The 16,395-nt window shown below is 29.1% G+C and carries 14 protein-coding genes; 8 read left to right on the top strand and 6 right to left on the bottom strand.

The window, feature by feature from the left end; genetic code table 11:
- Positions 1-30: 30 nt before the first annotated feature.
- Positions 31-1,671: a chaperonin GroEL gene (gene groL, locus K5Q05_RS03195; RefSeq protein ID WP_099497064.1), complete on the bottom strand. Its 1,641-nt coding sequence runs from the start codon at positions 1,669-1,671 to the stop codon at positions 31-33.
- Between the two features lie 200 nt (positions 1,672-1,871).
- Here groL and K5Q05_RS03190 point away from each other — a divergent pair, with 200 nt between their 5' ends.
- The 3 genes from K5Q05_RS03190 (at position 1,872) to K5Q05_RS03180 (ending at position 5,168) form a co-directional block, all read left to right on the top strand.
- Positions 1,872-3,560 (top strand): hypothetical protein, encoded by a 1,689-nt coding sequence (locus K5Q05_RS03190; protein ID WP_025443559.1) that lies wholly within the window; start codon positions 1,872-1,874, stop codon positions 3,558-3,560.
- 91 nt (positions 3,561-3,651) lie between these two features.
- Positions 3,652-4,188, top strand: a complete 537-nt coding sequence (locus K5Q05_RS03185; protein ID WP_025443560.1) for a ferric uptake regulation protein — start codon at positions 3,652-3,654, stop codon at positions 4,186-4,188.
- Positions 4,185-5,168 (top strand): alpha/beta hydrolase, encoded by a 984-nt coding sequence (locus K5Q05_RS03180; RefSeq protein WP_025443561.1) that lies wholly within the window; start codon positions 4,185-4,187, stop codon positions 5,166-5,168. Before K5Q05_RS03185 ends, K5Q05_RS03180 begins: the two co-directional genes overlap by 4 nt.
- Before the next feature lie 44 nt (positions 5,169-5,212).
- Here K5Q05_RS03180 and K5Q05_RS03175 read toward each other — a convergent pair whose 3' ends face one another.
- Both K5Q05_RS03175 and K5Q05_RS03170 read right to left on the bottom strand, forming a co-directional pair.
- Complete coding sequence (locus K5Q05_RS03175) at positions 5,213-6,757, bottom strand: PTS transporter subunit EIIC (RefSeq protein ID WP_025443562.1); 1,545 nt, start codon at positions 6,755-6,757, stop codon at positions 5,213-5,215.
- A gap of 53 nt (positions 6,758-6,810) precedes the next feature.
- Complete coding sequence (locus tag K5Q05_RS03170; protein ID WP_044003331.1) at positions 6,811-7,503, bottom strand: N-acetylmannosamine-6-phosphate 2-epimerase; 693 nt, start codon at positions 7,501-7,503, stop codon at positions 6,811-6,813.
- A 529-nt stretch (positions 7,504-8,032) separates the two neighbouring features.
- Here K5Q05_RS03170 and ylqF point away from each other — a divergent pair.
- The 5 genes from ylqF (at position 8,033) to K5Q05_RS03145 (ending at position 12,692) form a co-directional block, all read left to right on the top strand.
- The gene (ylqF, locus tag K5Q05_RS03165; RefSeq protein ID WP_025443564.1) at positions 8,033-8,884 is read left to right on the top strand and encodes a ribosome biogenesis GTPase YlqF; all 852 of its coding nucleotides are present in this window, start codon (positions 8,033-8,035) and stop codon (positions 8,882-8,884) included.
- Between the two features lie 83 nt (positions 8,885-8,967).
- Positions 8,968-10,011, top strand: coding sequence for an ABC transporter ATP-binding protein (locus K5Q05_RS03160; protein ID WP_025443565.1), 1,044 nt, complete (start codon positions 8,968-8,970; stop codon positions 10,009-10,011).
- Positions 10,012-10,016: 5 nt separating this feature from the next.
- The gene (locus K5Q05_RS03155) at positions 10,017-10,829 is read left to right on the top strand and encodes an ABC transporter permease (RefSeq protein WP_025443566.1); all 813 of its coding nucleotides are present in this window, start codon (positions 10,017-10,019) and stop codon (positions 10,827-10,829) included.
- A gap of 1 nt (position 10,830) precedes the next feature.
- Entirely contained in the window at positions 10,831-11,622 is a 792-nt protein-coding gene (locus K5Q05_RS03150; protein WP_025443567.1) for an ABC transporter permease, read from the top strand.
- Between the two features lie 17 nt (positions 11,623-11,639).
- Entirely contained in the window at positions 11,640-12,692 is a 1,053-nt protein-coding gene (locus K5Q05_RS03145) for an ABC transporter substrate-binding protein (protein WP_025443568.1), read from the top strand.
- 49 nt (positions 12,693-12,741) lie between these two features.
- Here the strand turns inward: K5Q05_RS03145 and K5Q05_RS03140 are convergent, their stop codons facing one another.
- The 3 genes from K5Q05_RS03140 to zwf all read right to left on the bottom strand — a co-directional run bounded on the left by K5Q05_RS03140 (position 12,742) and on the right by zwf (position 16,322).
- Entirely contained in the window at positions 12,742-14,091 is a 1,350-nt protein-coding gene (locus K5Q05_RS03140) for a Na+/H+ antiporter NhaC family protein (protein ID WP_025443569.1), read from the bottom strand.
- Positions 14,092-14,176: 85 nt separating this feature from the next.
- Positions 14,177-14,599 (bottom strand): hypothetical protein, encoded by a 423-nt coding sequence (locus K5Q05_RS03135; RefSeq protein ID WP_025443570.1) that lies wholly within the window; start codon positions 14,597-14,599, stop codon positions 14,177-14,179.
- A 289-nt stretch (positions 14,600-14,888) separates the two neighbouring features.
- Entirely contained in the window at positions 14,889-16,322 is a 1,434-nt protein-coding gene (zwf, locus tag K5Q05_RS03130) for a glucose-6-phosphate dehydrogenase (RefSeq protein WP_025443571.1), read from the bottom strand.
- Positions 16,323-16,395: the final 73 nt, after the last annotated feature.

Raw genomic sequence — 16,395 nt, 5'->3', positions numbered from 1 at the left:
ATAACAAATAAACCTAAAAATAAGACTAACTTACATCATTCCCATTCCAGGATCCATAGGATAACCGCCGCCACCACCAGCACTACTCTTTTCTTCCTTCACTTCAGTGATAGCACACTCTGTTGTCAAGAGCAATCCTGCAATTGAAGCTGCATTCTGAAGAGCACTTCTTGTAACCTTGGCAGGATCAATTATACCACTCTCTATCATATTCACCCATTTAAAGTTAGCTGCATCAAAACCAAGTCCCTTCTTTTCAGTTTTAATCTGATGAATATAAACAGAGCTCTCAAATCCAGCATTAGATATTATTTGTCTCATTGGCTCCTCAAGACTCCTTTTTACGATTTCAAAACCTTGCTTCTCTTCATAAGTAAGCTTACTTGTATCAACTGTATCAAGATACATAGCAACTTCAATAAGAGTTGATCCACCACCAGGAACAACACCTTCCTCAACAGCAGCACGAGTCGCAGATAAAGCATCTTCAACCCTATGTTTTTTCTCCTTAAGTTCCAATTCAGTAACAGCACCAACATTAATAACAGCAACTCCGCCAACAAGTTTTGCAAGACGCTCTTGAAGTTTTTCTTTATCGTATTCAGAACTTGTTTCTTCAATTTGTTTTTTAATAAGCTCAGCACGCTCTTTTATTCGCTCTTTATTTCCAGTATTAATAATTGTAGTATTATCTTTATCAACTTTTACTGACTTAGATTGTCCAAGCTGCTCAAGTTCAATATTCTCAAGAGTAAGTCCCAACTCCTCACTAACAAGCACCCCTCCAGTAAGTATTGCAATGTCTTCAAGAATTGCTTTGCGTCTGTCACCAAACCCAGGAGCTTTAATTGCACAAACCTTCAAAGCACCACGAACGCTATTTAGAACAAGCGCTGCAAGAGCCTCTCCCTCAATATCTTCAGCAATAATCAACAAAGGTTTATTTGTATTTAAAACTTTTTCAAGAATTGGCAAAAGTTCTTTAATTGTACTAATTTTCTTTTCACATATTAAGATGTAAGCATCATCAAAGTTTACACTCATATTTTCTTTATTTGTAGAAAAATAAGGAGATAAATATCCTCTATCAAATTGCATTCCCTCAACATAAGAAATTGTAGTATCAAAAGTCTTTGACTCTTCAACAGTAATAACTCCATCTTTTCCAACCCTATCCATTGCTTCAGCAATTTTTTCACCTATTGAAGTATCATTATTTGCAGAAATAGATGCCACTTGTGCAACTTCTTCTTTAGTAGTAATTTTTTTAGCAGATTTGCGAATCTTATCAGCAGCTAAAGTCACAGCATGATCTATTCCTTTTTTTATTCCAATTGGATTAATTCCAGAAGAAACATTTTTAAGTCCTTCTCTTGCAATCGCATAAGCAAGCACAGTAGCCGTAGTAGTTCCATCTCCAGCCAGATCATTTGTCTTAATTGCAACTTCTTTTAAAAGCTGTGCTCCCATATTTTCAAACGCATTATCAAGCTCAATCTCACGAGCAACACTCACTCCATCTTTTGTAACAGTAGGAGAACCAAATTTTTTATCAATTAAAACATTTCTCCCTTTAGGACCAAGAGTTACCTTTACAGCATTTGATAATTTTTCAATGCCGCTGAGCAGATTTTTCCTAGCATCTTCATTAAAATATATGTCTTTAGCCATAAATTTTACTCCTTAAGTATAAAAATTAAAGTTAAATAAAATATTATTATTTACACGCATCACTATAAAAATATAAATTTTTTTTATTCATTAATCAAGCTAAAATTACATAAAAATAAAGAAACCTCTTAAAAAGAATTTACTGAAAAATCAATACCATTTATACTAATCTATATATACTTATGTAAAGATTTTTTATGATATTTAGAAAATTCAGAAATTCAAAAACTTACATTGTTATCATTTCAATAACTGCATTTGCAGAGAGTAAATTATATTCCATCTTATCAAATACCAAATATTTAATTGAAAATAAAAATCTAAACTACAAGATACATTGGATATTTCCAACATACTTTTTTGAAATTTTAAAATTAAATCCAGAATTAAACAAATGGTTCTTTAAAAGGCTTAAAAACAATGAAGATATTTACATTCCAAGCACATACAGCGGCAATCCTCATGAATACATGTTACACAATGAAATACACGTAGATTTATACTGGGCTTTAAAAAATCCATTTAAAAGCGGATATAAAGACTTATTTAAAGATAATCCACATACATTTTACATATACAATATGGAAAAACTAAGAAAGAAAGTACTTGAACTATATAGAAAACTTAATTTTAACTACATAGAAGGAGTAAGAACTGCAAAAAACAATAAAAAATATTTGGTTTTTTATAAAAACAATTGTCAATTTTTATCAGAAATTCAAGAACCTGAAACACAAAAATATAATACAGATACACTTATTTACTTTCACGAAATTAAAGACGTCTATAACAACCAAGAACTAAAAAACTTTTTACTGTATCTAAAAGCGCTAGAAGCAAACTTTTACAGTATCAAGATACAAAATCTAGAAGGCAAAAAAATAATCACAGAGCTCTTAGAAATTCCAGAGTTTAATTCATTAAAAGAACAATCATTAATATTACAATTTCAAAACAAAAGACTAAAAGAATACCAAATAAACGAAACCTCCTTAAAAGACTTTTTAGTTAACAAAAATTTTGAACATTATTCAAATAACTTAGAGCCTAGTACAAGTAAAAATCTTGAATACAACATGGAAGGCAATTTTACACTGTCCCATGAAAAATATCATGTTAAGTTTGAATCGGGAAAACTTAACAAAATAAAATATAAAGAAAGAAAAGCTGAATTTTTAGATTCTTGCAGAACCTATATTAAAATATTATCAAAAAAAAACATAATTATAGAACCAACTATTGAAAGTTCATTTTCATTTTCAAATGAGAAAATTTTAGGAATTAGACAATACTTAAATTTCAATACAAAAGAAAAATCAATAATTGATTTCTTTCTAGACGAAAGTCTTTTAAGCTTTTTTATATCGATTAAAATAGTATGGCCTTCTATTATAGATAGTAATAACAAAAGTTCAAAGACAAGTAACACAAATTATTTAATTGAATATTCAAGTTTTGAAATACCTATTTTTGAAGTAGAGAAAGGGGCGAACTTAAAAATTACTGCAAGATACAGTGATTTGGATACTTATGAAAAAATTATTGAAACAAAAAAAGACATGAAAGGATATATTAATGGCACAGAATTTTTAATATCTAAAGGAAACGATCAACGCAGTAATTTTTTCATAAGCTTCTTAAATATCGAAAAACATATTATATACACTATTAATTACAAAATTGAAAAAAGAGGTCTTAAGAGATGGTTCATTTTAAACATAGGAGGTTCTTACAATGCAGTAAAAACCGAAGATTTAAAAAACTATTTTTTGAGTTTAAACTTGCTATTACTACCAATTAATAACAATTTCGATAATAAAATAAAGATAAATTCAAAAATAAAAACTCTACTTTTTTACCCAAATATAAAAAAAAATGAAAATAAATAGCTATCAGTAGCAAAATATTAATAAACCGTTATAAAATTATTTTTATAAGGACATTAAAGTACTTAATCTTAAATAATAAAGGGTATTATATATGAACAACAACACAACAGAGGTACATTCTACTTTAGAAAAAGTCGGAATTACTAATGACCCTATCTTACTAAAATCATTAACAACCGAGTTAGGCATGAAAGCCTCTCATTCAAGAAATAGAATAATTTTACACATTGCATCAAATCCAAGAGAGTATTTTACAGCAAAAGAAATTTACAACAAATTAATAAAAGAAATACCTAGTTTATCAAAAGCAACAGTGTATAATACATTGAACATCTTGAAAGAGCGTAACATCCTAAAAGATATAAAAACAACCGACCAAAAAGAAACAAGGTTCTACTTAAGCTTGACTTCTACAATAGCTCACTTTAAATGCAACAAATGCAATCAAGTTTACCCCATCCAACTTGATGACATTAAAGATATTCTGAAAGACAAACTTGGAGAAGAATGGAAAACTAAATCCATTGAAATTATTTATTCAGGGGCATGTAACAATTGTCATCAACAATCTAAAAAAGAAAAATCTAATATAGACTATGACAATAATCAAAAGGAAAACAATCCATGAACATAAAAAACGTTATTTTTATCTTTATATTCCTACTTCTATTAATATTAGTAAGCCCAAGAGTAAAATTTAAGAACGAATTCTCAAAAGTTAAAATTCCTAATACACTTGAAGAAATTGATCAATACTTACTCATTGAAGAATCCAAGTTTAATTTAGAAGAAAACACAAGAAAAGAAATCATATGGAACAAAGACAAAAAAAGAACAGAATACTCTGTAGTATACATTCATGGCTTTGGAGCATCCAAAAATGAAATTTACCCCGTTCCAAACAATATAGCAAAAGCATTAAATGCAAATATCTTCTTTACAAGACTCAAGGGACATGGAATTAAAAGCAAAGATGCATTCAAAAATGTCAAAACTCAAGATTGGTTAAGAGATATCGATGAAGCGATTCAAATTGGACAGTCAATAGGAAAAAAATTAATACTAATTGGAACTTCAAATGGTGGGGCTTGTACTATTTGGGCATTAAAAACCTATCCAGACAAAATACACTCTTCTGTTTTAATATCACCTAATATCTATCCCAAAGATAAAAGAACAAACCTAATTTATTATCCTTGGGGACGTCAAATTGCCTACCTTATAACAGGCGGATATAATGAACCTACAATAAGACAAAATAAAAGAAAAGAACACGAAGAGGTTAAAACATTTCATTCACCAACACGACAAGTCGACTCAATAATTGCAATGATGGGCCTTATTAAATTAATCAATTCTAATGGTTTTGACAAAATACAAACTCCAATAACAATAATTTATTCCCCAAACGATCCTACAGTAGACCCTGAGAAAATAAATAAATTCATAAGAGAATATGGAGGATATAAAAAAGAACTTCCCATGATTCTTATTGAAAACATTCACTCTCATGTCCCTGTCGGAAATCATAGCTATAGAAGTGCCCAAAATACATCTTATATAACAAAACACTCGGTCGATTTCATTAAAAACATAAAAAGCAAGTGATGTTAAAAAGCATACACTTGCTTAAAATAAAATTCAAACTATCATTAATTACCCATAATTTCCTCAATTTCATTTTTAAGCACACTAACACCAGGCCCATAAATTACCTGAACTCCACTACCCCTGATAATAACTCCCTTTGCTCCAGTACTCTCCAGAATATTTTTTAACACTTTCACAGAATCTTTTACAGTAACTCTAAGTCTTGTAGCACAACAATCAAGTTCAACAATATTATCAAAACCTCCAAGACCCTTAATTACTTGAAAAGCAATATTGATTTCCTTTCCATCTGAATTAGAAAGAGGTGCATTCTTAGATTCTATAATATCTTCTCTCCCAGGAGTTTGATAGTTAAATTTAGTTATTAGAAAAGTAAAAGTAAAGTAATATAAGAAGAACCAAAAAAAACCTACCACTGGGACCAAAATCCAATTTGTTCTTGAATTCCCTTGCAAAATTCCAAAAAGAATAAAATCAATAAATCCTCCAGAAAAAGTCTGTCCTATTGTGATTTGTAAAATATGAGCAAGCATAAATGCCAAACCATCAAATATCGCATGGAGCACATACATAACTGGTGCTACAAATAGAAAAGAAAATTCAAGGGGTTCTGTAATTCCTGTTAAAAAAGAAGTAAAAGCTGACGAACATAAAAGACCAAAAACTTTTGCCTTTTGACTAGGCTTTGCAAGGCGATAAATAGCAAGAGCAGCACCAGGTAATCCAAACATCATAGTAATAAATCTTCCACTCATGAAACGACTAGTTCCAACAAAAAATTTACCAGTACCTTGAGATGCAAGTTCCGCAAAAAATATATTCTGAGTGCCCTCAACTAACCTACCATTAATAATTTCAGAACCACCAAGACCAGTTGTCCAGAAAGGCAAATAAAATATATGATGCAATCCAAAAGGCCCAATCATTCGTAAAAAAACACCGTAAATAAAAGTACCAACATATCCAGTAGCCTCTACCAATACACCGACCTTGCTAATTCCAAATTGAACAAAAGGCCAAAACATAAACATAAACACAGCAAGAATCATACTTGAAAAAGACACTAATATCGGTATAAACCTAGAACCTGAAAAAAATCCAAGAACTCTTGGAAATTCAACCTTATTAAAACTATTGTGAAGAGAATAAGTTAAAGCACCAACAATAATCCCACCAAAAACACCTGTTTCTAAAGTTCTAATCCCAAGTATTGACCCAACAGATCCGCTTGAGAAATCCTCAACTTTTCCAAATATCTCAACTAAAACACCAATAGTAGCATTTAAAACTAAATATCCAATAAAAGCAGCAAGTCCCGCTGTTCCTTTGTCTGATTTTGCAAGACCAACAGCAACCCCAATTGCAAATATCGGAGGCAAATTAACAAAAATAATAGCACCTGCAGCACGCATTACATTGAATACTGATTGAAGAGCAAACACATCTAAAAAAGAATATGCACTAATAGTTGCTGGATTAGAAAAAGCACCTCCAATACCTAAAAACAATCCTGCTGCAGGAAGAATAGAAATAGGTAACATAAAAGAACGCCCAACTTTTTGAGCATTCTCAAAAAATTTTCCCATAAAACCCTCCTATATATCTAAAAAAGAGACTCATTAAACATAATAAACACTCTCTATATTTCCTTAACCTCACTCATTTTATCAACAAACTTCTTTGTAATTTCCATAGGTCGTGTAATGGCACCACCTACAACAACCAAATCAACTCCCAATTCAACGCTCCTTTTAGCTTTAAGAGGAGTATCAATTTTCCCCTCAACTATTAACCTTGATTTAAACTTATATTTAATTAAACTTTTTAAAAATTCAAAATCATTATCTGCAATATTGCACCCTTCAGTATCCTCTGTATACCCATATAAAGTAGTACCAATAAAATCAAATCCAAGCCTATCTGCATTAATAGCTTCTTCCAAAGAAGAAATATCTGCCATCAAGAGCTGATTGGGATATTTTTCTTTAATTTTATAAAAAAATTCAGATAACGAAAAACCATCAGGACGCCTTCTAAAAGTAGCATCAAAAGCAATCACATCAACCCCTTCTTTGCAAAGTTCATCAATTTCCTTAATGGTAGGTGTAATAAAAACAGGAAAATTATCATAAACTTTTTTAATAATACCTATTATGGGTAAATCTACTTCTAATTTTATTCGATTAATATCTAAAACACCATTAGCTCTGATTCCAATCGCCCCTCCCATCTTTGCAGCTAAGGCCATCTTTGACATAATAAAGCTGCTATGTAATGGTTCTCCTTCAAGTGCTTGACAAGAAACAATTAGACCCTTTTTAATTTCTAGCATAATATCAAAACCTCCTATAAATTAATTTTTCAAAAATGTTAAATCATAAAGTATATCATTTTTAAATGAGATAAAATTAACTATTAGTTAATGATTGAAACATTTGTTTTTACAAAAAAACTATCAAGACATATCTTAAGAATAGCATTAAGAACAGTCATATCAAGCCCTTCTTATAAAGTTCATCCATTTCATAATAGTAGGTGCATAAAAACATAAATATTATCATAAAATTCTAATTTTATTCGATTAATATCTAAAACACCATTAGCTCTGATTCCAATCGTCCCTCCCATCTTTATCAGTTAAGGCCATCTTTGACATAATAAAGCTGTTACCTTCAAGTACTTGACAAGAAACAATTAGACCTTTTTAATTTCTAGAGTAATATCAAAACCTCTTATAAGTTAATTTTTCAAAAATGTTAAATTATAAACTATATCATTTTTAAAAAAGATACAATTAGCTATAAATTTAAGCATATAAAACAAAAATTTTATATCTTCGTAAATTAAGCTATAATTTAACAATGTCAAATAAAATCAATTGGTTCCCTGGTCATATGAAAAGAACATTAGACTTAATTCAGACAAACCTTAAGAAAACAAATATTGTGTTAGAAATACTTGATGCTAGAGCTCCAATTAGCAGCAAAAATCCACTAATTGAAAAAATAATTGAAAACTCAAAAAAAGATAAAATAATACTTCTAAACAAATCAGATCTCGTACAAGAAAGAGAAATTTTAAAATGGAAAGGACACTTTGAAATACTTGGTAATAATGTAATAATTACCAACATATATAAAAAGAGAATAAAAAATCAAATAATATACAATATAAAAAAAATAGCTAATGTAAAAAAAATTAAAAATTACAAAGAAAAAATAAAAGTTTTAGTAATTGGAGTACCAAATGTTGGCAAATCATCAATAATTAACCTACTGGTAGGGAAAAAAAGCACAAGTGTTGCAAATAAACCAGGTCACACAAAAAACATACAAATAGTAAAAGTAAATGAAGAAATTAATATCTTCGACATGCCAGGAATCTTATGGCACAATTTAGAAAACCAGGACATTGCAAAAAAACTTGCAATACTAGATATGATAAAAAACGAAATAATAGACAATACAGAACTTGCACTATATTTACTTAAGAAAATGCACACAAATAATAAAAATAAATTCCTAGAACAATATAATATAACATCAACAGACTCACTTAAAATTTTAGAAGAATTTGGAAGAAAAAGAGGATTTATAAATAAAAAATATAAAATAGATCTCGAGAGAGCATCAAAAATACTAATAAAAGAATACAGAGAAGGAAAATTTGGAAAAATTATACTTGACGTAAAATGTCATAATAACAACAAATAAATTATTTACATAAGCATTAATATAAAGTATAATCTTCTTGATGTAGTTCAAATAGACACATGAAAAAGGGAGGGTCCAATTAGTTGGATAGCTATATCCTAGAGATTAAAGACTTAAGTCATTATTACACTGATAGTAGCAATAAAACTCTAGATAAGATTAACTTAAAAATTAAAAAAAATGAATTTATCACCCTACTTGGTCCATCAGGATGTGGAAAAACAACATTAATAAAAATATTAGGAGGTTTTTTAAATCAAAATGAAGGGAAAATTTATTTCCTATCAAAAGAGATTTCAAAAATTACACCTAATAAAAGAGAGATCAATACCGTATTTCAAAATTATGCTCTCTTTCCGCATATGAATGTTTTTGACAATATCTCATTTGGACTTAGAATGAAAAAGATAAGTAAAAACTTAATTAAAGAAAAAGTAAAATCTGTACTTTCCTTAATTGATATGCAAAAATATGCCTATAGAAATATTAATGAATTATCAGGAGGACAAAAACAAAGAGTAGCAATTGCAAGAGCAATAATTATGGAACCGAAACTTTTACTATTAGATGAGCCACTCTCAGCTCTTGACTTGAAGATGAGAAAAGAAATGCAAAAAGAGCTTAAAAAAATACAAAGAAAACTTGGAATAACCTTTATCTATGTTACGCACGATCAAGAAGAAGCATTAACAATGAGTGACAGAATAGTAGTAATGAACGAAGGAATAATCCTTCAAATTGGAACACCTGAGGAAATCTATAATGAACCCAAAACAAAATTTGTAGCTAGTTTTATCGGAGAAAGCAATATTTTTGAAGGAACGTATGAAAAAGAATTCGTTGTTAGCATGTTCGATAAAAATTTCGAATGTCTTGATAAAGGATTTAAAAATAAAGAACCCGTTGACCTAGTAATACGACCAGAAGATGTAAAAATACTACCAAAAGGCCAAGGACATTTAAGTGGAATAATTACTTCAGCGATATTCCAAGGCGTACACTACGAAATGGCAATAAAAATTCAACAATCTAATTGGTTAGTGCAAAGTACAAAACTTACAAAAGTTGGTAAAGAAGTTGATATTTTATTAGGACCTGATGATATTCATGTAATGTGCAAGGAATAATAAAAATGAATAGAATAATTTTAATATTATATATTTTATTCTTATCAATCTTTATTATCTTCCCAGTAGTAATAATAATAGTTCTAGGATTTCTTAATGAACAAAACGAGCTCACCTTTGCAAATTTTACAAGATTGTTAGAACCAAGCTACCTAAAAATTTTTTCCAGAAGCATAAACTTTGCATTAATTACAACCATTTTTTGTATGCTAATTGGATATCCTACAGCATGGTTTATATCCATGTCAAAAAAAAACATCCAGAACATGCTTATAATAATGATAATACTTCCTATGTGGATTAATACCCTACTTAGAACTTATGCTTGGATAAGAATACTAGGCAAAAATGGAATTATTAATAACGCGCTTGAAGCAATAGGACTTAAACCTATAGAATTGCTCTACAATGAAAAAGCTGTAATAATAGGCATGGTATATAACTTTTTACCATTCATGGTTTTACCAATATATATAGGACTCTCAAAAATAAAATATGAATACATTGAAGCTGCAAGAGACCTTGGTGCAAGAACGTGGCAAATATTATTATATATAAAGTTGCCATTAACATTATCATATCTTGCAACAGGAATAATAATGGTATTCATCCCCTCAATTACAGTGTTTATTATCTCAGATCTGCTAGGGGGCTCTAAACAAATTTTAATTGGAAATTTAATTGAAAAACAATTTTTATTTGTAGAAGATTGGCATACTGGAGCTTCTATTTCATTTATCGTCATGATAGTAATATTAACATTCAATTTAATAATACTTAAATTAATGCAAAAAAACAACGTAAAATCAGGATATTAATATGCTAAAAATACTAAAAAATGCTTTTTTATTTCTAATATTTGGATTCGTTTATGCCCCAATACTCATTCTAGTAGTTTACTCTTTTAATGCAGGAGACAATGGATTTTTTTTTCAAGGATTTAGTCTAAAATGGTATAAAGAAGTCTTTGCATCACAGAAAATAAGAACAGTCATATATAATACTTTACTAGTGGCTATAATATCATCTCTAATCTCTATTGTAATTGGTGTCTTGGGAGCTTACAGTATTTATAAAACAAAAAATAAAAAGATAAAAAATATCCTGTTATCAATAAATAAAATACCAATAATTAATCCTGACATTGTAACTGGTATCAGCCTAATGACATTTTACTCCTTGATAAAAATTCAACTGGGTTTTACTACCATGCTAATGTCACACATAATCTTCTCAACTCCTTATATAATAATAATAATTTTACCTAAACTATATTCTCTTCCAGAAAATATTATCAACGCAGCCCGAGATCTTGGGGCATCAGAGAGTCAAATATTTAAAAACATAATATATCCAGAAATAATTGGAAGTGTAGTAACTGGAGGCCTTATTGCATTCACACTATCAGTTGATGATTTTTTAATATCATTTTTTACAACAGGACAGGGATTTAACAACTTATCAATACTTATAAATTCATTAACTAAGAAAGGCATAAAACCCATAATAAATGTCATTTCTTCTATACTATTTTTTGTAATACTTGGTCTATTATTTATTATTAATAAATGTGTAGGTATCAAAAAATTAACAGTAGACACAGAAATTTAGCAAAAAGGGGTTTAATTTTGAAAAAAATTTTAATATTAATAATAACTTTAACAGTGTTATCTTGTTCTTCTAAAAACAGAAAAAGCAGCACCCTCAATATTCTTAATTGGGCTGAATATATTGATGAAAAACTACTAATCCAATTTGAAAGAGAAAACAATATAAAAATAAACTATGAATGTTTCAATAATAATGAAGAAATGATGGCAAAATTCAATAATACAAAAGGTTATTATGATATCATAGTTCCATCAGAATATTTGGTTGGAGAATTAGCAAATACCAACAAAATTGAAGTTCTAGACCATTCAAAACTACCAAATGTAAAAAGTAATTTGTTAGAAGAATTTCAAAATCTAGAATATGATCCTGGTAATATTTACTCTGTCCCTATCTTTTGGGGATTAATGGGAATACTTTATAATAAAACAAAAGTTGACATAAAAGATATGAATGGATTTGACATATTATTTAACGAAAAATACAGAAAAGAAATTGCAATGTTAGATTCTCCAAAAGAAAATATTGGAGTAGCACTTAAAAAACTTGGTTATTCCTTTAATGAACACAACATATCAATAATTAAAAAAGCCGAAGAACTATTAAAAAAACAAGCTCCCTTAATAGTAGGCTATTTTTCAGATATTGCTGCCAAATCACTCATGCTTAATTATGAAGCCTCCATCCAATTAACATGGAGTGGAGAAGCACTAGATGCAATGCTTAAAGATCCAAATTTAGACTTTTATGTACCTGAAAACACAAATCTCTGGATTGACGTAATTGTTATTCCATCAGATGCACCTAATAAAGAACTTGCTTATAAGTTTATAAACTTCCTATATGAAAATGAAACATCTTATGCAAACTTCGAAGCAACAAAATACAATTCGCCAAATAAAAATACATTTAGTCGATTAAAGGAAGAAGCAAAAAACAATTCTGAAATTAAACTATTTTTAGAAGAAAAATTTTTTCCAAAAAATATTTCAAAATATGAAGTATTTAAAGCAATACCAAAAATAGTGAAAGAAGAACAAATGAGAATATATGTAAACTTATCATCTTAGCAAAATCTAGGGGCGCCTCTCTTTTTAAATGGAAAACGCCCTTTCTTTTTTAAGACTCATAAGTCTCAGCAGAACTTAAAAACTGATTTTTTAATCCAAAAAAAGCTATAGATAAAATGATAATAATGCCTAGAAAAACCTGATAAAACAGAAATGGCATGATCTCAAGCGGGGATATAGTACCTTTTGCAATATTCATAACACTTATCATGTGCATACCATATGGTAAAGCCCCAATTAAAGCACAAGAAGAAATTGACAGTAATGCTGCACAACGCTTAGGACACACAGAATTAGCTTCAGACATACCTTTAGTAACAGTCCCATTAACCAAAATTGCAAGACCACTATTTGAAAGAAATCCTGTCACAACAACTATTAAAAAAGTAATTGTAAACTCAGCACTCCTTCTACACTTAGCAAAATACTTTAACTTAGTTAAAATCCACTCAAAACCTCCACGCCTAATAGTCATATAAGAAATTCCTCCTGTCAAAATAACAAGAATCAGCATTTCACTTAAATCTAAAAATCCCTCATTAATCTTCTTGAACATCAGAAGTAAAGTTAAATCACCACAAAAAATACCAATACTACCAGCAATCAATATTCCAAAAAATAAAACTAAAAATACGTCTACTCCTAAGAATGCAAAAATTAGAACAAAAAGATAAGGAAGCACCTTTAAATAATTTATCTCTCCAAGTTCAACATTAACCCCAATGCCACCAATATAAGAACCTAAAATAGCAAATGCTATAGTTGATAAAATAGATGCAGGAAATGTCAAAAAAGCACCACTCTTAAAAAGATCTATAATCTTAACTCCTTGTGTACGACTTGCAATAATAGTTGTATCTGATATCAAAGACATGCTATCGCCAAAAGCACCACCTCCAAGCACAGCTCCTGCAACCATTGGCAATGGAATACCACTTTTATCTGCTATCTCAAATCCAATTGGAGTAATAGCCACAACAGTTCCAAGAAAACTGCCAGTTGCAGTAGATAGGAAAAGACATATTAAAAATATTCCTGCTACCAATAAATTAGGTGGTATATACCTAAGTCCAATATTTGCTACAGTTCCCACACTGCCTATTTCCTTACACACAGTTGAAAAAGCACCTGAAATCATAAATATGAAAGATATAAACATAATGTCATTTTGTGCACATCCTTCAATAAATTCATTCAGCTTATCTACAAATGAATCCTTAAATAAAAGAAATGCTGCAATAATAGCTAATAACATGGCAATTATTGGTGGCATCTGATAAAAAGCCATCTCTACACCTTGAATTTCTAAAATCACTCCTGTGCCTACATAAAAAATAATAAAAACAAGGAAAGGAACAAGCCCTAAAAAGCTTGGTTTTACATAATCATTCTCGCCCATTTTCAAACCTCCTAAATAACTTAGACAAAAGTATAGAACTTTATCAAAAAGATTTTTCAAAATCTAAATAATATCTAAAACAAACTTAACTTTTAGCAAAAGTTTCAGTCAATCTATCTGTAGCAAAACCAACTATAAATAAGATTATAAAAAATATTAAAAATAGCCGATAAATTAAAAATGACATAACATTTACAATATTCATATGAAAGAAAATAAAAACCAAAAAAAGTAAGTATAGCTGATGAAAAGGCATAAATAGAATTAACCTTAAAATACCTACAATATTACTTTTTTGAGTACGGTTTAAAAAAATAGCTATATCTGATATCAAAGAAAGATTATCACAAAACATAGCACCATACATCAAAGCAGCTGCAATCAAAATTAGATTAACTCCGCTCTTTATTTCAATGTCAAAAGAAATTAAAAATATCCCCGCCACAATCCATATAAAAACAAAACAACCACCAAAATCTGACACGGTATTAATATCGATACTGTTCATGTAAAACCTCAAAGATAAAAAAAAGCGAAGCAAATCACCTTAATTAAACATAATTATAAAAATATATGCATGTATTTTTACAATTATAGCACAAAACAAAATATTTAATAGTTTTATATAAAAAATTCATTCCAAATAAAAAAATAAAACATAAATTAAAATTACACTAAGATTATTGTCTTCAAGATATACTCTTCAAAGATCATTCAGAGCAATGTCTCAAACACACTCTAAACAAAGTATCCATAAATTTCTATCTTAATTAATAAATGATAAATAATGCTTTCACCTACATCTTACGCCAAAAATGATCCTTTTCTAAAACCATATTTGCTTCAACTGGTCCTTCCGAGCCATAAAAATAATCCCAATTCTTAACGTCTTCCCATTTATCAAGAATATCTGAGACAAATTCCCAAGAAATATCAATCTCATCATTACGAGCATACAAAGTCCTATCACCCAAAAAAGCATCAAAAAGCAACCTCTCATAAGATTCACCAAAAAATTTGTTAAAAGAAGCATGATAAGAAAATTCCATATTAGCTTCCTGAATTTCATAATTATACCCTGGACGCTTAGTATTAAACTTAATTTCAATGCCATCTCTTGGTTGAATTCTAAAAATCAAAGCATTTGAAATATTACTTAAACCAGTATTAAAAATAGTGAAACCTGGTTTTTTAAACTGAATATATATTTCTGAAAATTTTCTTACAAGTGCTTTTCCTGTTCTAATATAAAAAGGAACCCCAAACCAACGCCAATTATCAATAAATAATTTCATAGCTAAATAAGTTTCAGTATTTGAAGCATTTAAAAATTCAGCTTCTTCCTTATATCCTTTCTTTAAAACTCCTTGTACTCGCGAACAAACATATTGTCCTTTAACAATATGACTTCCCATATTTTCTTTATTTAATTTTCTCAAACTCTTTAAAACCTTAACCTTTTCATCATGAATAAAGTCAGCATTAAATGAAATAGGAGGTTCCATTGCAACTAAACTTAAAAGTTGCAAGATATGATTCTGAATCATATCTCTTAAAGCACCAAAAGAATCATAATATTCTGCCCTACCATCAATACCAACCTCCTCAGCTACCGTAATTTGCACAAAATCTACATAACGATTATTCCAAATATTCTCAAAAATAGAATTTCCAAATCTAAATGTAAAAATATTTTGAACTGTTTCTTTGCCTAAATAATGATCTATCCTGTAAATTTGTTCTTCTTTAAAAACAGAGTAAAGAAGAGAGTTTAGAAACCTGGCTGTATCAAGACTACTGCCAAAAGGCTTTTCAAGAATAATCTTAGATAAATAAGGATTATTATTAAACGAATATGGTTTTAAATTTTCAATTATTATCCCATAAAATTTAGGAGAGGTTGAAAGATAATATATTGTCTCTCTATTCTTTAAAAGAGAAGACAATTTTATATAAGCATCCTTTTCTCTAAAATCACCTGATAAATAAATAAAAAATTTTAGAAAATCATCAACTAAAGCATTAGACTCCTCTTGCCACAAAGAATCCTTAACATAAATCTTAAGTTCCTCGTCAGTAAAGTTTCTTCGTGAAAATCCTATAATCCTAAAATTACTAATATGACCATCTTTATACAAATTAAAAAGAGAAGGAATAAGTTTTTTTTTAGATAAATTACCAGTAACACCAAATATTACAACATCAAAACTAGATACATTCTTTTCACTCATAAAATATCTCCAATAGATCATTATACTATTATTGTTACATCAAAAGCTATGACTCAACTTCTTACTTCCAAAT

The organism is Borrelia miyamotoi, assembly GCF_019668505.1.
GTDB classification, from domain to species: Bacteria; Spirochaetota; Spirochaetia; order Borreliales; family Borreliaceae; genus Borrelia; species Borrelia miyamotoi.
This window is presented reverse-complemented; position numbering and strand designations above follow the sequence as displayed.